The following is a 25,882-nucleotide window of genomic DNA, read 5'->3' on the forward strand; positions in this document are numbered from 1 at the left end:
AAATGACTTATTTTTCAAAATAAAAATTGTATTCTAAATTCAACTTTATATAAGTAAAGTTTAGAATACAACTATCTATTAAAAACATAATATTTATTTTTTTATCATTCCAACTCAATTACGTAAACTCTATATTCCTCTAAACCAATTTAATAAACCAATTCTTCTTTATTTTCAGCGATTATTTCAGTATTTTTTACGTTTGCTTCTTTTTCTTTTAACAACTCTTGTTTTTCACAAATTTTGAAGAACGGATAGTAAATAGCCCCACTTAACGCTAATGAAACCACACTCCAAATTACAGCGGGAATATTCCCTCCAGTTGCTAAATAAGCATTGATAAATGGTGGTGTCGTCCATGGCGGATTAAATGCGATTCTGCCGATTAAATTAGTTGCCATTAACACATAGGTTCCAGTACAAAGAATCAACGGTGTTAAAATAAATGGAATCATCATGATTGGATTCATTACAATTGGAAAACCAAAAATAATCGGTTCATTGATACAAAAAATCGCAGAAGGCAGAGCCATTTTTCCTAATGATTTATAGGACTTGCTTTTCGATAACATCATATTGATGACCAAGCCTAACGTTGATCCAGTTCCACCATAGCATAAGAAAGTGATATAAAAACCACCAACAAAAATATTCGGCAATGCTTCTCCTCTTGAAAAAGCTTCAGTATTTGCAGCAAACAAAGCTAGGAAAACAGGGTCACCGATACTGCCCATAACGTTACTTCCATGAATTCCAGCACACCATAATAATAGAATCATAAATATATACAGCAACATTCCTGGCAACGTATTTAGTCCTGTAGCTAATGGTGAGAATAGCCATTGAACAAAACTATTCACATCAAATTCCAATAACACACGAATGATCCAAGCCAAGCTAATAATTACTGCTCCAGGTACTAAACTGGCAAAACTTTTAGCGACTGCTGGTGGTACGCCATCTGGCATTCGAATGATCAAATTTCGACTAACAAAAAAATGAATAATAAGAACAGTAAAAATAGCAGTAACAATTCCTGTAAACAAACCAGATGCGCCCATCGTTGCAATATTTATACTCCAATCTTCTGACGCTTGAAGCATTAAAAAGGCAACCATAGCCAATACAACTGAATTAATTGGATCAACTTTATACGTTTCAGAAAGATAATAAGCAATTCCAGCACAACCAACTAAACCCAAAATACCGAAAGTAAAATTAATTGGAACACCCAATTTAATTCCAAAGTCACCTAAAAAATCACTCCACCCTTCAAAAGGTAGATTTGCGACAATCAAGAAAGCACTCCCAACAATAGTTAGCGGCATAGTAACCGCAACACCATTTCGAATAGCCACTAAAAATCGATTCTCACTTACTTTTAAAACACTTGGCATGATTTTCTCTTGAAAGATAGCAATAAATTTATCCACGTTTTTTCCTCCTTTTACTTGTGTCCCCAGTTTCTTACGGTAGCGCTTCATCCATAATTGTCATCACAGCAAAAATTTCATTTTCTTTAATAAAACTGGCTTTTCCTTTATTAAGTACTTGATAAATTTCATCATAGAATCGACCATAATCACCGAGTTCGGACTTTATGGTCTTCTCAATCCAATCTCCATTCGCATTTTGATACCTGACCGTGCCATACAAATCAGGTACGTCCACACCAAAATCAAAATTTCCTGGTTTTATACCTAATTTCAAATCATTTTCTTGTTGATCTACGCCATATTTCTCATAGACACCATTTAGACCAATCAGTCGATAACGAGGGCCTGACTTAGCTACTATTTGACTAGATTTCAAAATGACTTTCAATCGATCATAAAAAAGTTGCAGTTCATAATAATCATCGACTGTACTTTCAATCGTTTGTACATTTCTAATGTCATAAGTCACCTTATTTGGTTTTCCAAACAACGCAATGGCTTGATCCACCGCATGAATTCCTAAACCATAAAAGCTACCATCAAGCTTAGTCCCTATCCGTTCAGTATGATTAGGACGATAGTAATCAATATGTGCTTCTAACTCGACTAACTCTCCTAAATAATTGCGCTCAATCACTTTTTTCAAGGTTAAAAAATCACTGTCAAAACGTCTATTTTGAAACGGCATGATTACTAGATTTTTTTCTTTGGCTAAAGCTAACAAATGCTCTGTTTCTTGTATATTTTCACAAAATGGTTTTTCAACAACAACATTTTTTCCAGCCAGTAAACAGATTTCAGCTAATGTGAAATGAGTTTTCGGTGGAGTACATAAGGTAACCAGTTTTACTTCTTCATCAGCTAACATTTCGGCTAAATCCAAAGTAGCTTTAATCCCTTCGTTTTTTAGCATAGCAATATCCTCTGAAGTCAGAGCTGGATCACAAATATACTTCACTTGAATTTCCTTGCGCAATTCGATAAACGGCAAATGATACCTTTTGGCACTTTTCCCATACCCAACAATAGCCATTATCATTTTTTTCATTTTTCACTCTCCTTTCCTTTTAGATGAGTCAAATCAAATTGTGGTAAATAGGCTTCATTTGCTAAAAGCATCTCATCTAGAATTTTTTTAGCTTTCGTATCTGAAGAAACCAATGGATTGATGGTCATAGCAACGACTGCTTTCTTATAATCTCCAGTGACAGCCGCTTCACAAGCTACTTTTTCAAATGATTTTATTTGTTGAATAATTCCATTTAGTTGTGTTGGCAAGTTACCAGTAGTCAGTGGGATTGCGCCAGCTTTTGTGATTACACAATTAACTTCAACCACATCCGTCATTTCTAACTCTGCAATTGCTCCGTTATTCCTAGTATTAACGGTTTGAATATCTCTTTTATCGCTATAAATAGATAAAATCAAATCGCAAGCACATTCACTATAGCCCGCGCCGCCTCTTTTAGATAATAATTTAGGAACCTCCGTTAAATCTGCTTTAGCATAAATTTCAAATAGTTCTCTCTCTAATTTTTGCGCAACCACAGCTCTAGATCCCTGTCCGTTTGCCGCTTGCTGTTCTTCTTTCACTACTTCGTCGGTTTTCCAATAATACTGCAAATAACTCATGGGAATTGCCCCAATTCCTTTAAGAAAATCCGGATCCCAATTTGATACACCTGGATTGTCAATAGGAATCTCAGCATTTGCTAATCGACCGACAACAATATCTGTTACTTCTTTTCCATCTAACAGAATTTTTTTAGCAAAAACTAAATGATTCAAACCAACAAATTCAACATAAATTCTTTTTCTTTGGACATTCAACGCATCTGCAATTGCATGTTCAATATTTAGTGGCCCATTACAAATACTGATCATTTTTTCCCAATTCGTATGGTTTAAAATCGCTTCTGCTAACATTCCAGCTGGATTCGCAAAATTAATCAGCCACGCTTTCGGACATAGCGCTTCCATTTCTTTACAAATTTGAATCATCACTGGAATTGTTCGAAAGGCATTTAGTAGTTCTCCTGGACCGTTCGTCTCTTGTCCAACAAATTGGTATTGTAAAGGAATATTTTCATCTTTAACCCGTGACTTCAATTGTCCAGCTCTAATTTGTGTCAAAACAAAATCAGCCTCTTGTAGAGCTTCACGTCGATCTAATGTTGAAATCAATTGAATCGGATAGCCTGATTGATCAATGATTTTTTGAGCTAAATTAGTAATGATGGCTAATTTTTCTGCCCCTTCTTCTACATCGACTAACCAAATTTCTGTAATTGGCATTTCTTCATACCGATCAATAAACCCTTTAATTAATTCTGGTGTATATCCTGAGCCACCACCAATTGTGACGACTTTTAATTTTTTATTCATTCTTTCACTCCGTTCTCCTTATTGCCTATGAGCGAAGTATAACATCTTCTACCTATCGTTTTAATAGTCCTTTACACACTAGATATGTAAGCGCTATAATGATAAGTGTATCAGCTATGATACAAGACGTATTCAAAAGGAGAAAAAGATGCTATTTTTAGAAAAAACACCTGATTTATCTTCCCTTGATTATGATATTTATAACTATATTGTTGAGCATATTGATACTGTCGTTTTTATGAGAATTCGTGAGCTAGCAGAAAATACGCATACTAGTGTGGCGACGATTCAACGGTTTTGTGGTAAGTTTGAATGTGAAGGTTTTTCTGAATTTAGAATTCGATTACGATTGTTCTTAAAAGAAGAAAAAAATAAAGCATCAAATATTTTAATCGATACTTCTAGCCATTTGAATTTTTTGACCAGAGTCAATGAACAACATTTTCAAGAAAAAATCCAAGAAGCAGTTTCTATTCTATTAAATAAGGAATTAATTCTTTTCTTAGGTGTTGGTTCTTCTAATATCATGGCGGAATACGGTGCTTTGTACTTTTCATCCGTTTTTCAAATGGCTCTTCGCATCGAAGATCCCATCACCAATCCTAGAAATTATTTGTCAAAAGAATTATTAGAAAAATCATGTGTCATCGCTCTTTCTGTTTCAGGTGAAACGAAGGAAATCATTCATTATCTCAGCAGCTATAGTTTTAAGGATACGCCAATCATTTACATTACTAATAGCACTAATTCAACGATTTCAAAATTATCTACGGTAAATATTCCTTATTACGTAACTCAAGAAAAACTTTGGGAACAAGACATCACATCCCAAGTCGCCCCTTTATTTATTATTGAATATCTAGCAAAAGTTCTTCATAATTTAAAACAATGAGTACAAGTAAAGCCCCGAAACAAAACGAAAAGTCGATTTTGTTTTGGGGCTAATTATTATTTTCTATTAAGTTCATTTATTTCAAATAAGTTCATTTATTTCAAAAAATCAGTCATTCGAGCAGTCACATTCATCCTTGAGACTAATGAAGCTCTACGGCAGATTCAATTTCATTCATCGCTTCCTGTTCACTCTCTCCAGCTTCCAATAGTAACTGTTTTTTCTCTGCCATTTTAAAGAAAGGAAGATAAATAAAGTAAGCGATTGCAATTGAACATAAAGACCAGATGGCTGCTCCGATTGATCCATTTGTTGCTAAATATGGGCCGATAATCGGTGGGATCGTCCAAGGAACTTGAAAAACAATTTTACCTACTAAACCTATTTTCATTAATATAAAAGTTCCTGTTCCTAAAACCATTGGTGTTGCAATAAAAGGAATCATCATGATTGGATTCATCACGATTGGAAAACCAAAGATTACAGGTTCATTGATACAGAAAATGGCTGACGGTAATGACATTTTCCCCAACGATTTATACATTTTACTTTTCGATCGAAGCATTGCTAAAACTAATCCTAACGTTGCTCCAGTTCCCCCTAGACACATAAACAAAATCCAAAAACCATCTGCGATTTCATACGGAATTGGTTTTCCAGCTTGAAATGCTGCCGTATTAGCAGCCAAATACCCTAAGAAAATCGGCGAAGCAATTCCTGAAAGCACATTATCCCCATGAATACCACAACTCCATAAAAAACAAACCAATAGTGTATACACCAATAAGCCTGGCAATGTACTTAAGCCAAAAACAAGCGGTTTAAAAATAAACTGGATTACTTCGTTAATATCCACGCCAAGTAATACACGAATAATCCATACAACTACAATAATTACACTGGCTGGTATTAGACTAGAAAATGATTGGGCAACAGAGGGCGGAACCCCATCTGGCATTTTGATCACAATATTTTTTTTAACGAATAAACGGAAAACTTCAGTTGTCAATAATGCCACTATAATTGCTGTAAACATTCCCGTTGCGCCCAAAGATTCTAAATCAATTGAAAAATCATCTGTTAACGTTGCCAGTAAAAAAGCAATCGTTGTAATGATTGTATTGGAAATCGGGTCGACATTAAATTCCTTCCCCATGTTGTAACCAATTCCGATGGCTGAAATCAAACCTAAAACACCAAAAGTGACATTAACGGTTGCATTGAGTTGAGGAGCGATTGGTGCCACAAAATCTGTCCAAGCTTCGATAGGCAAGTTTCCAATAATCAAAAAGATACTACCAATAATCGTAAATGGAATCGTCAAGGTAATCCCATTTCGAATGGCAATCAATCGTTTATTCTCCCCAATTTTTAATAGGATAGGCAAAAAGTGCTTTTCTAATTTTTCTAGTATCATGATTGTCTTCTCCCTTATATTAATTTTTTTGTCCGTTAACCAAGTATTGAATCCATAATTGATAGAAAATCAAGCAACAAATGAAAAGCTATTGAGTATTCGTTGCTTGATTTTCATTTCGACTCATTGCTAAGAGTCTTTATAAAGCGGCTTGATCCACGACCACAAAGCAATTTGAATGTTCTCTAACAAATGTGACAGGCCATTTATCTGTGATTGGACCTTTCAACAAAGCTGAAATCGGTTCTTGTTTTTTGGAACCACTCGCTTCAACAATCAACGTTTCAGATTTTAATAATTGATTCAAACCTAACGTAATTCCTTGACTATGCTCCACTTCCCCTGAAAAATACTTTTGACCAACAGTTTGTGTGGATTCATCTAGCGCAACAACATGAGCCAATTCTTCCTTATTCACCCCTGGTTCATTAAAGCCAAGATGTCCATTTTCTCCTACACCTAACAACGTCAATGTTAAGTTCCCATGCGCTTGAATTACTTGATTCGCTTTCTCACATTCTGCTAACAAATCCTCAGCTTTGGCATCAAAATAATGGACATTTTCTAACGAAACTCCTGCTGGATCGAATAACTCTCTTTTTAAATAAGCAATACAACTTCCAGGATTTGTTTGGTCTAATCCGACCCATTCATCTAACTCAATATAATGAAGCTTAGTTAAATCAATTTCACCTTTTTGATGGGCTTCAACTAATAAATTCAATGTCCTTACGGGTGTATCTCCCCCTGCAAAACAATAGAGACCTGTCGGATTTTTTTTAATAACGTCAATGATTAAATCGGCTGCATAGTCACTTAATTCTTGATAATTTTGAGTCACTTCCAAATGAAAAGGATACATCTTATCTAACCTCCAGTTTTAGTTTTTAAATTGCGGTAAAAATTCTTTGTGAGCTTCCAATAACTCATCTAACATTTCTTTAGCTTGTGTATCACTGGCAACAAGTGGATTAACGGTCATCGCAAGTAACGCTGTGGCATAATCACCTGTCACTGCAGCTTTAGCAGCTAATCGTTCAAACGATTTGATTTGTTGCACAAGTCCTTTGATCGGTAAAGGTAATTCACCTGTTACCAATGGAATCGGTCCTTGTTTAGTGATGACACAATTAACTTCAACAGCAGACTCAGGATCAATATCAGAAATTGCCCATCTATTTTGTGTATTTACCGTTTGAATATCCCGTTTATCCGTATATATAGAACAAATCAAGTTACAGGCCGCCTCACTATAGTAAGCACCGCCACGTTGCTCTAATTGGGGTGGTTTGATAGCTAAGTTTTCATCTTTATAAAGTTCAAATAGCTCCTTTTCCACTTGTTGAACGACTTCAGCTCGCGTTCCTTCATTTTTTAATGCCTGTTTTTGTTCCGCCAACATTTTTGATGTTTGATAGTAGTAACGAAGATAACCAATTGGAATCATCCCAAGTTTGTTTAAAAATTCTGGTTCCCAACCTAAATCCTCAATATTTTTTAATGAAAGAGCATTTTCAGTATCTTCTGTCATCAAATGCAGAACCTGTTCTGTCTGATCTTTTCCATCAACGAAAATACGTTTGGCAAAAACCATATGATTTAACCCTGTAAATTCAACATAAATTCTTTTCGCATCGATGTCTAATAGTTGCGCAATTCCTTTTTCAATGCCGATTGGCCCATTACATAACCCGACCACTCGTTTTTGTTTGCTATAGCGCAATACAGCTTCTGTCACCATGCCGGCTGGATTGGTAAAATTGACTAGCCAAGCTTCTGGACATAGTTGCAACATTTCTTCGCAAATTTCTAAGATGATCGGGATCGTACGTAGTCCTTTGAACAATCCTCCAGGCCCATTCGTTTCTTGCCCAATCGTATCATATTTCAATGGAATCCGTTCATCTTTGGCGCGAGCGGCTAATTGACCTACACGAAATTGCGTAGTGACAAAATCAGCATCTTTTAACGCAGCCTTCCGATCTAAAGTTAAAATAATTTCAATCGGTAAATTGGCTTTGGCAACCATCCGTTTCGCTAAAGCTCCTACGATCTCTAATTTTTCTTTTCCGGCTTCAATATCCACCAACCAAATTTCTTTTACTGGTAATTCATCGTATCGTTTAATAAATCCTTCGATCAATTCAGGCGTATAACTTGATCCTCCACCAATCGTTGCAATTTTTAATCCTTGATCCATGTCATTCCCTCCAACTTGATATAGCGCTTTCTTTTCTATATACCGAGTATAGACGACTGAAAATAAAAAAAAAGAGCTTTCGCTCATACAGGTTTTTATCTCTGATTCTGTTTTTCGTGCCATTTCGGTTACAAGGTGTACCTCAACCAAAAAATGTGCTATGATTAAACTTATTTAAGGAGGTTCGACAATGCTTTTTCTTGATCATACACCTGATTTAACGCCTTTTGATTTAGAAATATACAAGTATATTTCTGACAATCTCGCCCAAGTCTCCTATATGAGAATCAGAGATTTAGCCAAAGCCACGCATACTAGTACCACCAGTATTGCTCGTTTTTGCAAAAAATTCGATTGCTCTGGTTTTGCTGAATTTCGTATCAAACTGCAACTTTATCTGAATAATCAGCAACAAAATGAACCAGTGGCAGCAGTTGATGAAACAGCTTATATCGATTTTTTATCACGAACCACTCAACCTCTTTATCGAGATAAAATAAAAGAAGCCGTTGCCTTACTTCAAAATAAAGAATTAGTTTTATTTATTGGCTTAGGCTCTTCAAATATTATGGCAGAATATGGAGCTTTGTATTTTTCTTCAATTTTTAATATTGCTTTACGAATCGAAGATCCATCAAATTATCCAATCGATTATTTGTCAAAAAATCTATCCGACAAAATTTGTATCATCGCTTTATCCGTTTCAGGAGAAACAAAAGAAATTATCAATTATTTGAATCATCTTAATTTTAGTAATAGCTCGATTATTTCCATTACTAACAGCGCTAAATCAACGATTGCACAATTATCTGATGTAAATATCCCCTATTATATCGCTAGAGAGTCTAGCCAAGGAGCGGATATTACTTCTCAGCTTCCTGCTCTTTATACGATTGAAAATTTAGCGAAAGAAGTTCGCCTTTCTTTCCATCAACAATAAAAGGACGCATCGATCACTGCTGAGTTTATAGCTCTGATCGATGCGTCCTTTTATTACTTTATAGCAACGGAATGATCCAATTGATCCAAATAAAACTAAATGGCATCACAAGAATCATTGCTGGAATCATGTCTGGTGTAGGAAACATTTTTACTTTAATCATGCGAAAACCAGTCGCTAACATCAAAAAACCGCCGCAAGCTTTGAAGTCCGCAATCACTTCAGGGGTTGTGTGAGGAAAAATGACTTTTGCCAATAAAAAAAGTAACGAAAAAATCAGAAATTGCGGGATTGCAATCACCGATACAACATACCCTAAGTTACAAGCAAAAATAGCCGCTGTAAAAAAATCCAAAATCGATTTTGAAATTAAAATCGTGCTATCCCCCGTCATTCCAGCATCTAAACTACCATAGATTCCAGTACCACTCGCGCAAAATAAAACAATGATTGTAACTAACTGGGCACTAAATTCTTCATTCGATAAATCCGATTGTTTGGACTTAACGAATGGGTCTATTAGCTTTTGCATCATTGAAGCGCCGTATTCGATTTTTTCTCCAAAATGAAAGAGCAAGCCGAAAATGGTTCCCAAGACAATGGACAATATCACAGCTGGCATATTTTTCATCAACCCAATCGCACTAATTCCCATCCCCATTGAACAAACCCCAAAAATTAACGTGATTTCTTTCTTTATTCGATCTGATAATCGATGCCCTAAAAGACCACCAATCACTCCGCCAAATAAAATAGAACATGTATTGATAATAATACCGATGGACATCCCTATTTCCTTCTTTCCTAACAAATTTCAAGTCCATACTTTTAAAATTTTATCAGGAAAAAATAAGACTGACAATGACTTTTTTGAGGAATAAATAAATTAGCCACTTGAAAGAATAACGTTTTTTTATAAAATTACACGGTTTATTATTTTGTATCTTTATTTTCAAGCAATAAATGAATGATTTCATTTGCCACTGTATCAACTTTTTCAGGTTGTAACTCTCTAAAAAAATAATTAATCAAAGGAATTTTTTTCATTAAACGAATCAACTTAGCGATAGCTGCGGTCCCTTTTCTCTGTTCACCATACATGAAATTCGGTTTAACAATCAAAGCCGATGGAAAATTTTTACGTACGATTTTTTCTGCTCTGATTTTTTGTGTCAAATAGCCACTAAAAAATGGTAGGCCAATTGCCGCCGAAATATAAACCAGCCCACGAGCCTTATTTTTCGCAGCAACTTCTGAAATCAGTTTAGCCGCTTGATAATGAAATTTTTCATACGTGATTCCCTGTGCTTTTTTCTCGAATAAAATACCAATTGAATCAATGACATAATCCTTTGGCTGAATAACTTCTGCCCACTTTTTTGGATCAAATACATCAGCTGAAAGCCATTCTACTTGATCCATCCATGGCTCATTGGATATTGGTTTCCCACTTCGCGAAATACTTACCACTTGAAACTGTTCAACTAACGCTGCCTTTAAAAGCGCTTGTCCCACAAAACCACTACCGCCAAAAACAATAATTCGACTCAAGTTACGCCCTCCTCACATTGCTTTTTGACTGTATCAATGACTGTACTGTTCAGAAATTGGTAATTGAATCACAACCACCGTTCCTACATTTTTTTTACTGTTCACTCTAATCGTTCCTTGATGAAGATCGATAATTTTTTGACAAAGAGAAAGCCCTAAGCCATTCCCTTGTGTTTTACGACTTGTATCTGCTTGATAAAATTTATCAAAGACTCGCTCCACTTCTTCTGTCTCCAAACCAATTCCTTGATCAACAATTTCAATTGTAATATTTTGTGAACTTTCCTTCAGCGAAACGGTGATTGTTCCACCAACTGTACTATATTTAATCGCATTATCAAATATATTTAACCAAACCTGATAAAGCAACTCTTCTTTACCGAAATAATCAACGGTTACTAAATCAATATCTAAATCTAATTCTGCTTTTTCCCATTTTGGTTGTAAAAAAAGAATCACTTCTCTGATTTGCTCATCGATGCGAAAGAATTTTTTCTCCATATCCATCGTTTGGTTTTCAAGTTTCGTTAACTGTAACACATTATCTGTCAATGTAGACAATTGTTGTGTTCCTTCCAAAATACGCTGATAGAATTCTGTTTTTTCCGTTTCAGATAAATCTGCAGTTTGTAATAACTGCACATAACCACGAATAATCGCAATCGGTGTTTTAAACTCATGAGAAACACTAGAGACAAAATCATTTCTAAATGTTTCAATACTGCCTAATTCCTTCACCATAATATTAAAATCTTCAAAAAGTTCCTTCACTTCATCGACTCTTGGCCCTTCATCCATTTGAACAGAAAGATCCCCTTTAGCCACTTTATTCATTCCTTTGCGTAATTCCGTAATTGGTTCTAAAATTTTGCGCCCCACTAAGGCAGAAACGCCGGTACTGATGACCACGCTAAACAACGTCATAAAAATCAATACAAATAAAAAATTTTCTTTTTGATCCCAAATATTCAAGTAGACAATCAAAAAAATCACAAGCAAAAAAGCGATGAAAGAAAGTAATACTAAAAAGAAAATCATACTAGCTAAATAAATCCATAATTTAGAACGCATTTTATGATTCATCGATAATAACCGCCTTGTAGCCTAATCCACGAACCGTAACTAATTGAAAATCGTTATTTTCTTCAAAACGAGTTCGCAAACGCTTAATATGGACATCAATCGTTCGCTCTTCTGTATCAGATTCCAAGCCCCAAATAGCGTCCATCAATTGTTGCCGAGTAAAAATTTTATTCGGATAGGCTAATAATTTATAAAGTAATTGAAATTCTTTTTGAGGCAATTCTAATGTCTCTTCACCCTGGACTACCGTTTGTTCTTCTTGATCCAAAACAGTCTTTCCAATGGTTAATTTTTGGGCATATATAATCTTGGCTCTTCTTAACAACGCTTCCACACGTAATACCATTTCATTCACATCGATTGGTTTGACCATATAATCATCAACACCAATCCGAAAGCCCTTCTTCTTATCTTCAAATGAATCTTTCGCCGTAATCATTAAAATGGGTGTTTTATCGCCAGATTGACGAACGAGGTCGGAAAGTTGATACCCATCCATCACCGGCATCATAATATCAGTGATAATCAATGCCACTTGTTTACTATAAAGAATATCTAATGCTTCCTCTCCATTCAGCGCACCGATTACAGTAAAATGGGCTTTTTCTAGTACAGATGTATAAAGTCTAAGTAAATTTTGATCATCTTCAATCACTAAAATTGTATTCATCTTAATCCCTCCAAAATTATTTTAACACGACTTTATGAACAGAACATGAAATAGTTCATATTGAGTTAACAATCGAGTGATAGGCTTATCCCTGTATTAAAGAGGAGTATTTTACTAATCAACCGGGAAAGAAGGCTTTATGACATGTTAGAATTAAAAGAAATAAAGAAGTATTATCAAGTGGGCGAGTCAACGACTAAAGCCTTAGATGGCGTTTCTGTCGCCTTTAGAAAGCAGGAATTCGTTGCGATATTGGGACCTAGTGGTTCAGGTAAAACAACCCTTTTAAATGTAATCGGCGGGCTAGATACGTATGATTCTGGTGATATGATTATCAATGGAAAATCGACGAAAAAATTTAAAGATTCTGATTGGGATGCCTATCGAAATAATTCAGTCGGATTTGTTTTTCAAAGCTACAATTTAATTGGACACTTAGGAATCATCGATAACGTTGAATTAGGTATGACTTTGAGTGGCGTTCCAAAAGAAGAAAAACGTAGAAAAGCTGAAGAAGCTTTAACGCGAGTTGGCTTAAAAGAACATATGCATAAAAAACCTAATCAACTTTCTGGTGGGCAAATGCAACGTGTAGCAATCGCTCGTGCCTTAGCAAATGATCCAGAAATTCTACTCTGTGACGAACCAACTGGTGCCTTGGATACAGAGACAAGTGTACAAATTATGCAACTAATCGAAGAACTATCTAAAGAAAAATTAGTCGTAATGGTCACACATAATCCAGAATTAGCACATGAATATGCGAGTCGAATTATCGAATTTGCGGATGGTAAAATTCAGCACGATTCAAAACCACATATCGAACGACCAAAAGATGATCAATTTAATCTGACACATACTCGGATGAAATTTATAACAGCTTTAAAATTGTCATTCAATAACATTCGAACAAAAAAAGGCAGAACCTTTTTGACTTCATTTGCTTCAAGTATCGGGATTATTAGTATTGCAATTGTTTTAGCATTATCTAGTGGTTTCCAAAAGCAAATCGACAAAACACAATCAGAAACAATGTCCAAATTCCCAATTACAATCTCAAAAGTAGCAACTGAACTCGCACCTGATCAAAATACTACGCGTGAAGGTGAAGATTCAAAAGGAGATTTTCCAGACACAAAAACAGTTACCGCGAAAATCAGCGAACAGGATCGCGCGCAACATACCAATAAGATCGATCAAAGCTATGTGGATTATGTCAAAAAAATTAATCCTGCACTAAGTAATAATATCGGCTTTTCACGTACGGTTGGTATGAATTTACTTCGTGAAACTGATGGAAAAGTAGAACCCGTTCAATTTTCAAATGCTGCACCAGATAACGCTTCTGGCTCGATGGCTTCCGCAATGTCTGCAATGACAGGAGTTGGTGTTTCTTCATTCCCAACACAACTAAAAGAAGACGGCGAAAATTTCTTAAAAGATAATTATTCATTATTATCTGGAGAATATCCTAAATCTGCCAATGACGTTGTTTTAATTGTTGATGACAAAAATACAACCAATATCAATGCGCTTAAAAACCTTGGTTTTGATGTAAAAGAAAACGAAAAAATCGATTTCTCTTCAATTGTTGGAACCACAATCAAATTAATCAAAAACGATAACTATTATACTGAATTACCAACAGGAAACTTTATTCCAAATACAGATTACGCTGCTGTTTATAATGCAGAAGGAAATCAAGAGATTAAGATCTCTGGGATTTTACGTATTAAATCTTCTTCTACTATGAATTTATTAGCACCAGGGATCGCTTATAGTGATGAATTAACAACTAAAATCGTTTCCGAAAACGAAAAGTCAAAAATTGTTGTCGCACAAAAGGATAGTGATATCAATGTAATGACCAATCAACCAGTTGATGCTACAGCGAAAGAAAACTTGCTTTCTTATTTAGGTGGATCAAGCATTCCTTCAAGTATCATGATCTATCCAAATAATTTTAAAGATAAAGAAGAAATCTTGAACTATTTGGACGCTTGGAATAAAGGAAAATCTAAAGAAGATAAGATTATTTATCAAGATTTAGCAGGTACAATGACTGAACTTACAGGTGGATTAATGGATGCTATTACGTATGTTCTAATTGCCTTTGCTGGTATTTCATTAGTTACGAGTATGATCATGATCAGTATCATCACCTATACTTCTGTTATTGAACGAACAAAAGAAATTGGCGTCTTAAAAGCATTAGGTGCACGTAAAAAAGATATCACACGCGTATTCGATGCAGAAACCTGTATCTTAGGGATTTCCTCTGGTACCTTAGGGGTTGTCATTGCTTGGCTAGCAACGTTCCCAATTAATGCTGTTCTTTATTCGATGACGGACCTTAAAAATGTTGCACAATTAAATCCAATTCATGCGATCATCTTAATTATCGTCAGTACCGTTTTAACGATGCTAGGTGGACATATTCCAGCACGTATGGCAGCTAAAAAAGATGCGGCGATTGCATTAAGAGCAGAATAAAAATAACTTCATATCAATCAAAATCTTATATTCCCCAAATACGTAGCATCATGTACGTATTTGGGGTTACTTATCAACTACTCTCTAGACTTGCGATAGCATCAAAAAAAAATTAAAACAAACTTAATTAAAGATACGACTTTTGTCTGATTTTTTCTAATCAGTTCTTGTGTAAAATTGATTATAGCAAATAGAGAAAAACACGATTCATCCATTACTAACAAAAAATAAAATACAAAATTACTCTTTTGTACTTACTCACATCTAGCAAGGAGGAATCATCTTGGATGTCACTGATTACTTTTTCGAATATTTATTAATCTCCCTAATCGTTGAAAATCAATAACGACGGAGTCAGAGTTTGATTCACATTAAGTTTAGCAACATCCTCAAAGAAATAGACTGTTTTCGTTGCTATTCCTTCCCCAAAACAAGTGATCTAAAAGAATCAATGATACCTATATTCTGCTTTGAATCCTTAAATCAAACAAAAAAAAGAAGGTTATGAAATGAAAAAAAAATTATACTTTGTAGAAAAGACAATGAATGTTGACGGCTTCTACCTAGAGTTTGAAATTGTTCATGTCACTAAAAACAAAAAAAAGGCACTCTCAACTTTTAAAAAAATGACCGAAGCTGAAGAAACTGGCGAATACGGTTATACATTAAATGAATATACCGTTGAATCCAGCAAACAAAAATTAGGTACTTTAATTAAAAATTTCTCTCAGTTACCGATTAATTTCTTTAAAAACTTACATATTTTAAATTTTATCCCTTTAAAAGAATATCAACCAATTGCAGTTGGATAACGTTCTTTTAATAATAAAGCAAAAAAAATAACCGTCTTATCTTTGGCACGATAACGGTTATTTTTTAACTAAAATAATCATAGCCACCGTCTTAAACGGTTCTACATAAAGAGAGGTATGTTTGCGCATAGCCCTCTTTTCTTTTTTAGTATACCATCTTTTTCAGAGAAAAAATACTAAACAAACAGCATTTGAAAGAAATTAATTACAAATATGGGTTTAAAATAGACAATTAGCACATTCTCATTTCTTGTTATGCTATACTCAACGAGTAGAAAAGTTATGGCGGTGGCTATCTTTTAGGAGGTGGTGCATATGTGTTTATGTACTAAATCTAAGAAAGGAGAAGCCTTTTGTCAGCAGTAGAAACGATCCAATTGATTATTAGTTTTGGTCTATTTACCATCGCTTTAATCAAATTGATTGTTGATTTGCTTAAAAACGACAAAAAATAACCGTCCTATCTTTGGCGAGATAACGGTTATTTTTTAACTAAAATAATCAAAGCCACCGTCTTAAACGGTTCTACCAAAGAGAGATATGTTCACGCATAGCTCTCTTTGCATTTTTAGTATATCATCTTTTTCAGAGAAAAACTACTAGATAAACAGCATTTGGAATAAATTAATTACAAATATGCTTTTAAACAAGACAATTAGCACATTCTAATTTTTTATTATGCTATACTCAACGAGTAGAAAAGTTATGGCGGTGGCGACTTCCGAAAGGTGGTGGTGCATATGTGTTTATGTACTAAATCTAGGAGAGGAGAAGCCTTTTGTCAGCAGTAGAAACGATTCAATTGATTATTAGTTTTGGTCTATTTACCATCGCTTTAATCAAATTGATTGTTGATTTGCTTAAAAACGACAAAAAATAACCGTCTTATCTTTGGCAGGATAACGGTTATTTTTTAATTAAAATAATCAAAGCCACCGTCTTAAACGGTTCTACATAAAGAGAGGTATGTTTGCGCATATCTCTCTTTTCGTTTATAGTATACCATTTTTTTCATTGAAAAACTACTAAGCAAAAATGAATTCAAAGAAATTCCACTTCATTTAGGTCTCATTTTGAAAAAAATATGCGCTTAAATAAAAGAAATTATATCTCTTTTCCATACATCTCAATTAAATTTTTTGTTATTTTTCCTTATATATAAGGAGAGACTTTTTGTTGTTATTTAATGATTAATTGTCGTTTTTTTGTTGTTAATCGTTCGAAAATTATGTATACTTATAGCTATAGGATAGAAATAACAAACAAAAGAGCAGATCCTCCTTTCATTCTCAAGTAATTAAGAATCTGCTTCTTTTGACAAGTAAATAAATCATTGGCGCTTTCCCGTTTGGCCACCAACCAACGGATAAAGTCTTGATTAAACTGCGTATTCTGCTTAATCACTTGCCAATAGGTATGTCTCTAAACTAGTTTCTTTTTGTGCACGTCAATTCTCATTTCCTTTCCAGCACAAAATAAGAAAAAAGAACGTTTTTAGCCTACCCATTGTGTGAACGAGTGCAGAAAGCTGTACTCGTTTTTTGTTTTTTCATCCTAGAAGCACCGAGAAAAAGAAATTGATTGTATTGATGAAAGGTAAAGTTTTATTTTATCTGAGCAAACATTCTAGAAAAAAATAAATAGGCACTTCATTCACTAGCACCACCTAGCAAATGAAGCCCCGAATAGACAGCGTATTCCATCTATCCAAGTTGCCTGATTACTAATGCCATAGCACTAGCTTCTTTATTGTACCTAATTTTTGTAAGAATTTCTAGACAGTTTTTGAAATTTCTTTCAATTTGATAAAGATTCTTATGGTTTTAGTCGTCATTTCAACGGTAGAGGCTGCAAACTCTACCGTTTTTTCTTTTTCTTTGGTGTGTTAGTAATTGCTTAATTGGTAATACTAGCTTTTTTTAAAGCCTTTCTTAGTTCTTTATCAACCGCGTAAATATATAACCCATTCACCCCACGGGTCAGAAGTACATTTAATTCATTTTTCAACAACGTATCAGAAATATATTCTTTCGTATTGTCTTTTAATTTTCTTCTTTGGGTCGCTTTTCTATTTTTACTTCCCTCTCTATCAAATACAATTTGATTGTTTCTATACTTGACAGAAGGACCAATGATTACCCCTGCATAATTTAGATCGAATCCTTGAATAGTAAAGGTTGAGCCTACTTCATTAATAGTTTGCTCTTGTTCTGCCCAAGATAAATTTCTATTTTTCTTTTTTTGCTCTTTAGATTGCGTAAGTTGTAAATTCCAAGGCAATGACCAATCATCGATAGTCACTAGCCAATGATCACCAACTTCTGGCTTTTTATTATTGACATACTCCCAATCAAAAGTAGCAATCATTCTAGAAATCCCGCAATCATTATTTTTGGCTCTTTGCTTAATCATTTGATACATTTTATCTGGGTCATCAAATATTCGTAGATCATAATTTTTATCTTTTGGTATTGGATTAACTATTTGATAATCAATTAAATTGCGAATCCATTGCACCGTATCTTCATTAGCATTTATTCTCATTTGATTAGAAAGTTGAATAAGATTATTATTTAGATTTGCTTGATGCTGTAGTTCCAAAAATTCTTCTTCTTCCCAATATTGTTCTGTACTCAATACTTGATTTGGATCAAAAACAGCTACCACAACTCTTGCACGTTCAAGTAAATCTTTTAATTGATTTTTACCTTGATAAGATTGTTTTCCTTGTGTCCATAACAAATGAGCTTCATCTACAATGACAACATCGACAGGTTCCTCTATTGAATGATTATTAATAAATGTGGTTGGTTTACTTACGTTAACTTTATCTCTCTTTTTATTCGTCAATATTCCTAATTTCTGAGCAATTTGTTCATATACTTTTAATTGCTGTTCATGATTGACTAATAAAAAACTAGTTAAATCTTTACTGATAAGTTTTTCACCTTTTAACTGATTCAATTCATAAAATAAACTACTCATTAGAACGGTTTTACCTGATCCGGCTTCCCCACTCACTAAAATAAGCTCTCCGACTTTATTTTTAGATAATGCTTCTACTATTTTCAGTAAAATAGTATCTTTTGCATTAATTTGCTCGTAGGTTAATTTATGAAATGGAGATGCCTTAAAAATCGCCGAATCTTTTATAACACTTTCAACTGGAAATAAGTCTTTATTTTTCCTTCTCAAACTAGTCCATATTTTCGAAAAAATTGTATCTAATTCATTAACCGTGTAATAATCATTTTGTGGATTAGTTCGGGCATTGATAACCTCTTGTACACTTTCCACACTGGATAAATATTGTAATAGTTTATTCTCTATATCTAATGTCAACGATTTATTAAAATGTTCATGCCCAATCACAAACATTTTAGATGAAGTAGAATTTAATAAATTTTCCCATTCACTCTTTTTTTGACTATCATCTTTAAGATGCTGTATTGTTCTCTGATAGATATCATTGGATTCTCCAATGTATACAGAATATTTTTCATTTTTTTGTTTATCATTAACAATATAAACAGTTGGATAATTCAATAATAGTTTTTGCTTGTTTTCTTTTTCAGTAGAAATAATTGTTTTAAATTCTTCTAACTTATTTTTATCATAGTCTATTTCATGAATAATTGGATTAGGAATATTTTTCATATTTTTTCTCACTCCTTAAAACTTAAAAAATATAGTTTTATTATAACAATTTATTACATAAAACAGAATATAATTTTATGGAGACTATTCTATTAAAATACTTATTTTCATTTACCTAACTTAAATAGTTATAAATTAATCAATAAAAATATGAAGTTTTTACCTACTCAATAGCTATAATTAGTTCAAAAAAATCATCCAATATTTATAAAAATAATACATGATTTAAAGAATTCATTTTAATTAATACATCTATTTAAGAACATTTATAATCTTGATTATACTTCACATCTTATGCTATTTTTCAATAACCAATCTACTAGTTTTTCTTTTAAAACATCATTCACAGCAACTTCCACAGTTATATCTTCCAATTCTTTATCTTCTACTTTCAGCAACCAGTTATTTCGTTTGAAAAATACAAGTAATACTAAAACTGCTGTTCGTTCATTCGCATTATGAAAGCAGTGACTTTTGATTAATTTTTCAAATAAAATATACACTTGATTAATGCGTAATTAATCGTAATAACTTCTTTTATCATTAAATACTTAATTATCTTTCCACCAAGTTTTTGAAGATTCGGTCATGCTGATTCATAACATAGTCAATCTCTTCATAAAAAGTTTTTGTAACATGTTCAACTTTTATTTTTAATGTTTTTTCTGATAAAACTTGTTCCTTTCGAATAAGAGAATCTAATTTATCAGCTTCATTCAAAGGCAGTGTTTGGCTCACTTCTTTTGAAAAAGAATTAGTAGAGGCATTCCCTTGTTTACGTATTTTTCTAGATTTTCTACTTATTTCTGTCATTCCCCATTCCTCTTATTATTTTTCAACTAAAGCCATTTTTTCTATTTACTATTCTTATAAAACTATTTAAAAATCTTTATTAAAAATAAACAAAATCGAAGCCTTTCTCTGGTTCACCTACTTGATAACCCATCATTTTAGTAGCTTCCTGTTTAAAAAGTGAAAACCATTGCTCACACTCTTTTTGTGGTAACTTAGCATAGAAACTTAAGCCACTTGTTCTATCGAAACATCAATTATACGTTCGTCAGCTCCATCCAAAACGGGAAGATTCTCTTAATAATACTTTTCTAAAGAATCGAAAATAGCGTTTCGAATGGAGTCATATTTTTCCGGAGAATACGCTGATTCACTCTTAAACCACTTGGATTGATCATAAAATCATACAGGTATTTTTTCCCGCTATTCATAACAAGGTATAATTAATTATAATCTATTAAATTGAAGAGAGTTAAAATAATATCACTCAAGCATGCATTATGGATATATCTTAATCCATAGAAATGACTATGTATTTTAATTGTGATATGATTGAGAAAAATTTTGGAGGTATACTAAATGATTGACAATGAAAATGTCGAAAAGGAAATTAAATCAATTATTGATACATGTGATCGTTTAATTCATGAAGAAAGATTTAATGAATTAATGAATTATTATAGTGATGATGCAATTCTTGTGGTTAAGCCTGGAATGGTTGCTCAAGGAAAAGAACAAGTTAAAGAAGCCTTTATTAAAATTTCACATTATTTTGATAATTCAATAAAACCGATTGAAGGGAAAATGATTTATCTTATTGCTGGAGATACAACATTAGTCCTTGCCCAAACTATGTTAGAAGCTAGTGAGAAAATTACCCAAAAATCTGAATTTTCAATGGATCGCAGAGCAACTTATGTTTTTAAAAAAATTGAAAATCAATGGGTATGCTCAATTGATAATTCTTATGGTACAACATTGCTAGATTAAAAAATTTTTTAATCGAATAAAATTAATTTAAAAAAAATTCTAGTTTTTGTAAATACTAAAACTAACATGTCATTGAGTGTGAAACAAAATGTGGTACACCTCAAAAGTTGTACGCAAATCAACCAACTGATTGGCTGGTATGAATTCGGTATTGACCCGGATTCATGCCAGTCAATTTTTCTTTATTTCGATGATGATTATAATAAATGATATATGTTGTAACAGTTGCTTTTACACCACCGTTTGTTCAGTTATTAAGAAATAAAGTGGATGAGCCAAAAGGAAACATCACGTTTGTTTTATCGTTTGTAACCAAACAAACAGTGATGCAGAAGTAGCTCTTTCGGAAATTTTTTCTTATTTCTCAGAGCTAATGACTTTTGTCCCAACCTCCTCATTCACTTCTCTATCTACAAAAAATTTATCAAAAATAGAATTCGTACACTATTACTTCGCAAATCATTTTTGATAAACTTATTTTTTAATCAAAAGAAGACACACAAAAATTATTAAAGAAATTTCTGTGTGTCTTCCTATCTAAGGATTGCGCTCAGTAGAAATAAAAGAAGCGACTTCTATTATACTATTTTGGGGTTGAGTAACTCTTCACTTTTATTTTGAGTCTTCTACTGAAAACGTAAAGTTTTGAAAAAATTTGTTCACTCATCTAACTCTTTTTTTAATTGTTTTCTTCTTCTAATACTTTTGCTTTATTTGCTGCTATTACAAATGGAGAATAAATCAATACACTAACAGCAAGACAGACAAACCCGATAAATAACGCTAAGATATTTCCGCCTGTTCCAAGAAATGGCATTAGTGGTCCCGGCGTAGTCCAAGGAATTCCGAGAACGACGGGTGGAATGATTTTAAACACAACTGTTGCCATATAACCAATCAAGATGTTGACAATTGGAGTCAATATAAATGGAATCATATAAATTGGATTAAGAACGATTGGTAAGCCAAATATGACCATTTCATTGATATTAAATAGACCAGGACCTAATGAAAGTTTTGCAATGCTTCGTGATTCTTTATTTTTAGAGAAAATCAACAACGCAATAATTAAGCCCAAAGTACAACCTGAACCTCCGTATTCAGTAAATGCTGTAGATAATCCACTATAAGTAATCGGATAAGGAGCGCCCCAAGCTGTATTGTTCGCTGAAAAATGCAAAAGATTGGCATTTCCGGCTTCAGCAAACATGGTATCACGTACTGCTGCAATCGTGTTTGGTCCATGAATCCCCATAAACCATAGCAATTGACTGATAGTTGCTAAAACTAAAACTGATAACAAGCTTTGGCTCATTTTTGTTAGAGGTGTTTGAAGTAGGCTATAGACCAATTCATGAATTCCTCCTGGTGCAACTAAGCGAATAAAATAATTAATTATTGAGAAAAAGACCGTAGTAATAATGATGGGAATAAGAACTTTGAATGATCGTGCTACGGCTGGTGGCACTTGTTCTGGCATTTTGATTTCTAACTTTTTAGACTCTGACAATTTAGACATTAATTCACCTACTAAAAGTCCAACTAAAATTGCCACAAATAATCCTTGTGCACCTGTATATTGCATTGTAATATAGTTTACACCATCATTATTGAAATAGTCAGGGTAAATAATAAAGTAAACTGAAATAGCGGTTAAACCTGTTAACAAGTCGTCTCCATTTAGTGTTTTCGCCAAATTTCTTGCTACTAAAAATACAATAAGAATCGAAAATATATCTGCCGATCCCTTAACAACTGGCGCAAATATTGCTTGAAATTCAACGATTCCTGGGAATATTTTACCAAATTGCAAGAGTTTAAACATAAAGCCATCTGGTGAAAGAAATACACTATTAATCAATACCATTAGAGAACCTGCCATCGTTAATGGAAAGGAAAGAATAAACGCATTTTTCACCGCACTCACATGTCTTTGGCTATTTAGTTTGGACGCGATTGGCACCAATATTTGTTCAATTAAATGTTGAAAATTCCCTTTAAAAGCCATCTTTTTCACTCTCTTTCATTCGTTGTTTTATTTTTTACCCTATAATATCTAAGAGATGACGCTTTCAACTTTTTTAATAACGAATTATTATCCATAGTTAATTGCGTGGTAGTACACCAAAATTTATATAGTTTCCCCATTTGACGCAATCATATCTTTATACCAATAATAACTATTTTTTCGAATTCTTTTTAATTCTTTTACATCCTGTTCATCTCGATCAACATAGACAAAGCCGTAACGCTTTTGGTACCCATTCAACCAACTTAATAAATCAGTAAATGACCATGTACAATAACCCAATAAATCGACACCATCTGTGATTGCTTCTTTACAAGCTTTAATATGTGCATTCAAGTAGGCGATTCGATAATCATCCTTAATTGTATTATCTGATTCAAGTTTATCGAATTCCCCAAGTCCATTTTCTGTGATTAAAATCGGTAAATCGTATCGGCTAGTCAGTCGTCTTAGCCCAACTCTTAATCCAGTAGGATCAATTGTCCAATCCCAATTCGTCGTTTGTAAAAAGGTATTACTTACATTTTTATAGACACCAGGAATACCACTTTCTTTACTTGATCCCTTTTTCCCAGTTGTATTCATTTTATTGGATTCACCTACACCATCCAAACCATTGCTTTGAATTGTACTTGTTTGATAATAATTAATTCCGATAAAATCCGGTTTAGCTGCTTTGAGCAACTCAAAATCTCCTGGTTCAGTGGCCAATGTGATTCCTTCTTTTTCATAATACTTGAGCGCAAACTTAGGATATCTCCCTGAACAATAAATATCTAGCCACCAATTACTATTTAGATCTTCCGCATTTTCAGCGGCTAATACATCTTCAGGTGCACAACTAAATGGATAAGCTGGACTATAAGCAAAGCTAGGCCCGATTGACCCATTTGGCACATACTTTCTAAATGACTGAATCACTGTTGCATTTGCTAAGCTCGCTATATGGTTTGCATTCAACATTCGTTGTCTATCTTTAACTGCAGGCGGATGCATTCCTGTTAAATATCCGAGGCTAACAAAAATATTTTGCTCATTTAACGATACCCAATACTTGACTTTTGATCCAAATCTTTCAAATAAGGTAATGCAATAGTTATTGAAGTCTTTAATCACTTCTCTTGATTCCCAACCGCCATATAAGTCTTGTAAATGTTGCGGTAAATCCCAGTGATATAACGTGATTATCGGTTCGATTCCATTAGCTAACAGAGCATCAATTAATTGCTCATAAAAAGCAAGTCCTGCTTCATTGATTTCTCCACGTCCCTTAGGATATATGCGTGTCCAAGCAATTGAGAATCGATAGGCCTTTAAACCCATTTCAGCCATCAATGCAACGTCTGTTTGGTATTGGTTGTAATGATCAACCGCTACATCTCCATTCGTATTTTTGAATGTAGTTCCAGGAATTCTAGTATACGTATCCCAGATACTCGGACCTTTTCCATCCGTATCATATGCCCCTTCCACTTGATAAGCCGCTGAGGCAGAACCCCATAAAAAATTCGAAGGAAATTGATCTAATTTACTATATATCATTATGTTTTCTCCTACATTTATACATTAGATTTTATTCATATCAGTATTGATAATGGCGCCTAATAAGTTCGCATCGTTATTGTACTTACAACGATCAATTCTTGTAGTAATTGCCGCATTTTCAAGGTATTCAGCACATGACTTTTGATAGTACTGATCCACTTTTTCAATCAACCAGTCTTCCTCTGATATTCCCCCACCAAGACAAATCACTTCTGGATTATAGAAAACAGTAATCAGAATCAACATGGCCACCACATTTCCTATCCATTCATCAATAGCTTGTTCTGCAATTGTATTACCTGCTAGGTATTCTTGACAAACGTCTTTTCCATATAGAACTTTCGCTGTCTGGTCATTTTTGGCATTATAAATTTCTAAGAGTCCAGTGATTGACGCAAGATCACCCATTTTTTCGAGTTTACCAGTTGTTTGATTGATCATTGGAATCTGGTGAAATTCACCTGCAAATCCATCTGTACCGTTTACTACTCCGAATTGGTCACATAAACAACCGCCGACACCTGTTCCAATGATTAAAAACGCGGATGATTTAATCCCCCGTGCATTTCCTAATTTAAACTCACATAAACCTGCTGATTTTGCATCATTAATAGACATCACTTGTTTGTTTGTTCGTTTTCCAATTTCTTCGTTAATATTCGTCCCATACATAATAACGACGTTAGGGGCTGCAAGAGAATTTACATTAGAATCTGCATCAATTAATCCTGGTGCACTAACGCCAATCTTTTCAACTTTATCAAGTTCTTTTATATTGGAACAAAGATAATCATAAAACTTTTCAGCTGTATTGTGCCTAATCGACTGAACTTTCCATTTTTTGATAATCTGATAATTTGTATCAAATTGCGCATACTTTATAAATGTTCCGCCAATGTCTATTCCCAAAAGAACCTTCTCCATGATACTCCCCTTACTTTTTATTCATTTAAAAAACGGCATAAACGCGCGTTTATTTTTTTAAAATAA

25 protein-coding genes are annotated in these 25,882 nt (G+C 33.7%); 8 read left to right on the plus strand and 17 right to left on the minus strand.

Features of this window, described 5'->3' with window-relative positions; translation table 11 throughout:
• Positions 1-149 precede the first annotated feature (149 nt).
• Genes ACYSNW_RS11695 through ACYSNW_RS11705 form a run of 3 tightly spaced genes read right to left on the minus strand, consistent with a single transcriptional unit; the run spans position 150 to position 3,821 of the window.
• Positions 150-1,433: a PTS sugar transporter subunit IIC gene (locus ACYSNW_RS11695; protein ID WP_461744689.1), complete on the minus strand. Its 1,284-nt coding sequence runs from the start codon at positions 1,431-1,433 to the stop codon at positions 150-152.
• Between the two features lie 34 nt (positions 1,434-1,467).
• Positions 1,468-2,484 (minus strand): Gfo/Idh/MocA family oxidoreductase, encoded by a 1,017-nt coding sequence (locus ACYSNW_RS11700; protein WP_461744690.1) that lies wholly within the window; start codon positions 2,482-2,484, stop codon positions 1,468-1,470.
• Positions 2,481-3,821 (minus strand): 6-phospho-beta-glucosidase, encoded by a 1,341-nt coding sequence (locus ACYSNW_RS11705; protein WP_461744691.1) that lies wholly within the window; start codon positions 3,819-3,821, stop codon positions 2,481-2,483. The genes ACYSNW_RS11700 and ACYSNW_RS11705 overlap by 4 nt, the downstream gene beginning before the upstream one ends.
• A 148-nt stretch (positions 3,822-3,969) precedes the next feature.
• Here ACYSNW_RS11705 and ACYSNW_RS11710 point away from each other — a divergent pair, with 148 nt between their 5' ends.
• Positions 3,970-4,713, plus strand: a complete 744-nt coding sequence (locus ACYSNW_RS11710) for a MurR/RpiR family transcriptional regulator (RefSeq protein ID WP_461744692.1) — start codon at positions 3,970-3,972, stop codon at positions 4,711-4,713.
• Between the two features lie 142 nt (positions 4,714-4,855).
• Here ACYSNW_RS11710 and ACYSNW_RS11715 read toward each other — a convergent pair whose 3' ends face one another.
• From ACYSNW_RS11715 to ACYSNW_RS11725, 3 genes are all read right to left on the minus strand, one after another.
• Positions 4,856-6,130: a PTS sugar transporter subunit IIC gene (locus ACYSNW_RS11715; RefSeq protein WP_461744693.1), complete on the minus strand. Its 1,275-nt coding sequence runs from the start codon at positions 6,128-6,130 to the stop codon at positions 4,856-4,858.
• A gap of 139 nt (positions 6,131-6,269) precedes the next feature.
• Entirely contained in the window at positions 6,270-6,992 is a 723-nt protein-coding gene (locus tag ACYSNW_RS11720) for a glucosamine-6-phosphate deaminase (RefSeq protein WP_461744694.1), read from the minus strand.
• A gap of 18 nt (positions 6,993-7,010) precedes the next feature.
• Positions 7,011-8,330: a 6-phospho-beta-glucosidase gene (locus ACYSNW_RS11725; RefSeq protein WP_461744695.1), complete on the minus strand. Its 1,320-nt coding sequence runs from the start codon at positions 8,328-8,330 to the stop codon at positions 7,011-7,013.
• 190 nt (positions 8,331-8,520) lie between these two features.
• Between ACYSNW_RS11725 and ACYSNW_RS11730 the strand changes: the two genes are divergently transcribed.
• Positions 8,521-9,270 (plus strand): MurR/RpiR family transcriptional regulator, encoded by a 750-nt coding sequence (locus ACYSNW_RS11730; RefSeq protein ID WP_461744696.1) that lies wholly within the window; start codon positions 8,521-8,523, stop codon positions 9,268-9,270.
• Positions 9,271-9,328: 58 nt separating this feature from the next.
• Here ACYSNW_RS11730 and ACYSNW_RS11735 read toward each other — a convergent pair whose 3' ends face one another.
• The 4 genes from ACYSNW_RS11735 to ACYSNW_RS11750 all read right to left on the minus strand — a co-directional run bounded on the left by ACYSNW_RS11735 (position 9,329) and on the right by ACYSNW_RS11750 (position 12,574).
• Positions 9,329-10,057, minus strand: coding sequence for a DUF554 domain-containing protein (locus ACYSNW_RS11735; RefSeq protein ID WP_461744697.1), 729 nt, complete (start codon positions 10,055-10,057; stop codon positions 9,329-9,331).
• A gap of 146 nt (positions 10,058-10,203) precedes the next feature.
• Positions 10,204-10,821 (minus strand): NAD(P)H-binding protein, encoded by a 618-nt coding sequence (locus tag ACYSNW_RS11740; protein ID WP_461744698.1) that lies wholly within the window; start codon positions 10,819-10,821, stop codon positions 10,204-10,206.
• A 33-nt stretch (positions 10,822-10,854) separates the two neighbouring features.
• Positions 10,855-11,904 carry an ATP-binding protein gene (locus ACYSNW_RS11745; protein ID WP_461744699.1) on the minus strand — a complete coding sequence of 350 codons (1,050 nt, stop codon included), beginning with the start codon at positions 11,902-11,904 and terminating at the stop codon, positions 10,855-10,857.
• The gene (locus ACYSNW_RS11750; RefSeq protein WP_461744700.1) at positions 11,894-12,574 is read right to left on the minus strand and encodes a response regulator transcription factor; all 681 of its coding nucleotides are present in this window, start codon (positions 12,572-12,574) and stop codon (positions 11,894-11,896) included. Before ACYSNW_RS11750 ends, ACYSNW_RS11745 begins: the two co-directional genes overlap by 11 nt.
• A 144-nt stretch (positions 12,575-12,718) precedes the next feature.
• Here ACYSNW_RS11750 and ACYSNW_RS11755 point away from each other — a divergent pair, with 144 nt between their 5' ends.
• The 4 genes from ACYSNW_RS11755 to ACYSNW_RS11770 all read left to right on the plus strand — a co-directional run bounded on the left by ACYSNW_RS11755 (position 12,719) and on the right by ACYSNW_RS11770 (position 16,759).
• Positions 12,719-15,067: an ABC transporter ATP-binding protein/permease gene (locus ACYSNW_RS11755; RefSeq protein ID WP_461744701.1), complete on the plus strand. Its 2,349-nt coding sequence runs from the start codon at positions 12,719-12,721 to the stop codon at positions 15,065-15,067.
• A 509-nt stretch (positions 15,068-15,576) separates the two neighbouring features.
• Complete coding sequence (locus tag ACYSNW_RS11760; RefSeq protein ID WP_461744702.1) at positions 15,577-15,879, plus strand: hypothetical protein; 303 nt, start codon at positions 15,577-15,579, stop codon at positions 15,877-15,879.
• 353 nt (positions 15,880-16,232) lie between these two features.
• Entirely contained in the window at positions 16,233-16,334 is a 102-nt protein-coding gene (locus ACYSNW_RS11765; RefSeq protein ID WP_461744703.1) for a putative holin-like toxin, read from the plus strand.
• Positions 16,335-16,657: 323 nt separating this feature from the next.
• Positions 16,658-16,759 (plus strand): putative holin-like toxin, encoded by a 102-nt coding sequence (locus tag ACYSNW_RS11770; protein ID WP_461744703.1) that lies wholly within the window; start codon positions 16,658-16,660, stop codon positions 16,757-16,759.
• A 1,016-nt stretch (positions 16,760-17,775) separates the two neighbouring features.
• Here the strand turns inward: ACYSNW_RS11770 and ACYSNW_RS11775 are convergent.
• The 3 genes from ACYSNW_RS11775 to ACYSNW_RS11785 all read right to left on the minus strand — a co-directional run bounded on the left by ACYSNW_RS11775 (position 17,776) and on the right by ACYSNW_RS11785 (position 20,349).
• Complete coding sequence (locus tag ACYSNW_RS11775; protein ID WP_461744704.1) at positions 17,776-19,536, minus strand: DUF2075 domain-containing protein; 1,761 nt, start codon at positions 19,534-19,536, stop codon at positions 17,776-17,778.
• A gap of 278 nt (positions 19,537-19,814) precedes the next feature.
• Positions 19,815-20,039, minus strand: coding sequence for a type II toxin-antitoxin system death-on-curing family toxin (locus ACYSNW_RS11780; RefSeq protein WP_461744705.1), 225 nt, complete (start codon positions 20,037-20,039; stop codon positions 19,815-19,817).
• Positions 20,040-20,091: 52 nt separating this feature from the next.
• A complete protein-coding gene (locus ACYSNW_RS11785) occupies positions 20,092-20,349 on the minus strand; it encodes a hypothetical protein (protein WP_461744706.1) in 258 nt (85 codons plus the stop codon).
• A 558-nt stretch (positions 20,350-20,907) separates the two neighbouring features.
• Between ACYSNW_RS11785 and ACYSNW_RS11790 the strand changes: the two genes are divergently transcribed.
• Entirely contained in the window at positions 20,908-21,318 is a 411-nt protein-coding gene (locus ACYSNW_RS11790) for a YybH family protein (RefSeq protein ID WP_461744707.1), read from the plus strand.
• 118 nt (positions 21,319-21,436) lie between these two features.
• Here the strand turns inward: ACYSNW_RS11790 and ACYSNW_RS11795 are convergent, their stop codons facing one another.
• On the minus strand, positions 21,437-21,529 hold the full coding sequence (locus ACYSNW_RS11795) for an IS3 family transposase (protein WP_461744890.1): 93 nt from the start codon (positions 21,527-21,529) through the stop codon (positions 21,437-21,439).
• On the opposite strand from ACYSNW_RS11795, the gene ACYSNW_RS11800 reads away from it, so the two are divergent.
• Positions 21,525-21,656 (plus strand): hypothetical protein, encoded by a 132-nt coding sequence (locus ACYSNW_RS11800; RefSeq protein WP_461744708.1) that lies wholly within the window; start codon positions 21,525-21,527, stop codon positions 21,654-21,656. The two genes, ACYSNW_RS11795 and ACYSNW_RS11800, sit on opposite strands and share 5 nt — an antisense overlap.
• A 341-nt stretch (positions 21,657-21,997) precedes the next feature.
• On the opposite strand, the gene ACYSNW_RS11805 is transcribed toward ACYSNW_RS11800, so the two are convergent.
• The 3 genes from ACYSNW_RS11805 to ACYSNW_RS11815 form a co-directional block, all read right to left on the minus strand.
• Positions 21,998-23,326, minus strand: a complete 1,329-nt coding sequence (locus ACYSNW_RS11805) for a PTS sugar transporter subunit IIC (RefSeq protein WP_461744709.1) — start codon at positions 23,324-23,326, stop codon at positions 21,998-22,000.
• A gap of 123 nt (positions 23,327-23,449) precedes the next feature.
• Entirely contained in the window at positions 23,450-24,889 is a 1,440-nt protein-coding gene (locus ACYSNW_RS11810) for a glycoside hydrolase family 1 protein (protein ID WP_461744710.1), read from the minus strand.
• A gap of 24 nt (positions 24,890-24,913) precedes the next feature.
• Positions 24,914-25,816: an ROK family protein gene (locus ACYSNW_RS11815; protein ID WP_461744711.1), complete on the minus strand. Its 903-nt coding sequence runs from the start codon at positions 25,814-25,816 to the stop codon at positions 24,914-24,916.
• Positions 25,817-25,882: the final 66 nt, after the last annotated feature.

The organism is Enterococcus sp. LJL99, from assembly GCF_054871725.1.

What these genes read in the sequence shown, in the direction of transcription:
- ACYSNW_RS11700 (WP_461744690.1), bottom strand. Translation starts at nt 2,484, where the DNA reads ATGAAAAAAATGATAATGGCTATTGTTGGGTATGGGAAAAGTGCCAAA.
- ACYSNW_RS11790 (WP_461744707.1), top strand. Translation starts at nt 20,908, where the DNA reads ATGATTGACAATGAAAATGTCGAAAAGGAAATTAAATCAATTATTGAT.
- ACYSNW_RS11755 (WP_461744701.1), top strand. Translation starts at nt 12,719, where the DNA reads ATGTTAGAATTAAAAGAAATAAAGAAGTATTATCAAGTGGGCGAGTCA.
- ACYSNW_RS11715 (WP_461744693.1), bottom strand. Translation starts at nt 6,130, where the DNA reads ATGATACTAGAAAAATTAGAAAAGCACTTTTTGCCTATCCTATTAAAA.
- ACYSNW_RS11710 (WP_461744692.1), top strand. Translation starts at nt 3,970, where the DNA reads ATGCTATTTTTAGAAAAAACACCTGATTTATCTTCCCTTGATTATGAT.
- ACYSNW_RS11800 (WP_461744708.1), top strand. Translation starts at nt 21,525, where the DNA reads ATGATATATGTTGTAACAGTTGCTTTTACACCACCGTTTGTTCAGTTA.
- ACYSNW_RS11705 (WP_461744691.1), bottom strand. Translation starts at nt 3,821, where the DNA reads ATGAATAAAAAATTAAAAGTCGTCACAATTGGTGGTGGCTCAGGATAT.
- ACYSNW_RS11760 (WP_461744702.1), top strand. Translation starts at nt 15,577, where the DNA reads ATGAAAAAAAAATTATACTTTGTAGAAAAGACAATGAATGTTGACGGC.
- ACYSNW_RS11810 (WP_461744710.1), bottom strand. Translation starts at nt 24,889, where the DNA reads ATGATATATAGTAAATTAGATCAATTTCCTTCGAATTTTTTATGGGGT.
- ACYSNW_RS11785 (WP_461744706.1), bottom strand. Translation starts at nt 20,349, where the DNA reads ATGACAGAAATAAGTAGAAAATCTAGAAAAATACGTAAACAAGGGAAT.
- ACYSNW_RS11735 (WP_461744697.1), bottom strand. Translation starts at nt 10,057, where the DNA reads ATGTCCATCGGTATTATTATCAATACATGTTCTATTTTATTTGGCGGA.
- ACYSNW_RS11745 (WP_461744699.1), bottom strand. Translation starts at nt 11,904, where the DNA reads ATGAATCATAAAATGCGTTCTAAATTATGGATTTATTTAGCTAGTATG.
- ACYSNW_RS11730 (WP_461744696.1), top strand. Translation starts at nt 8,521, where the DNA reads ATGCTTTTTCTTGATCATACACCTGATTTAACGCCTTTTGATTTAGAA.
- ACYSNW_RS11805 (WP_461744709.1), bottom strand. Translation starts at nt 23,326, where the DNA reads ATGGCTTTTAAAGGGAATTTTCAACATTTAATTGAACAAATATTGGTG.
- ACYSNW_RS11775 (WP_461744704.1), bottom strand. Translation starts at nt 19,536, where the DNA reads ATGAAAAATATTCCTAATCCAATTATTCATGAAATAGACTATGATAAA.
- ACYSNW_RS11750 (WP_461744700.1), bottom strand. Translation starts at nt 12,574, where the DNA reads ATGAATACAATTTTAGTGATTGAAGATGATCAAAATTTACTTAGACTT.
- ACYSNW_RS11720 (WP_461744694.1), bottom strand. Translation starts at nt 6,992, where the DNA reads ATGTATCCTTTTCATTTGGAAGTGACTCAAAATTATCAAGAATTAAGT.
- ACYSNW_RS11815 (WP_461744711.1), bottom strand. Translation starts at nt 25,816, where the DNA reads ATGGAGAAGGTTCTTTTGGGAATAGACATTGGCGGAACATTTATAAAG.
- ACYSNW_RS11725 (WP_461744695.1), bottom strand. Translation starts at nt 8,330, where the DNA reads ATGGATCAAGGATTAAAAATTGCAACGATTGGTGGAGGATCAAGTTAT.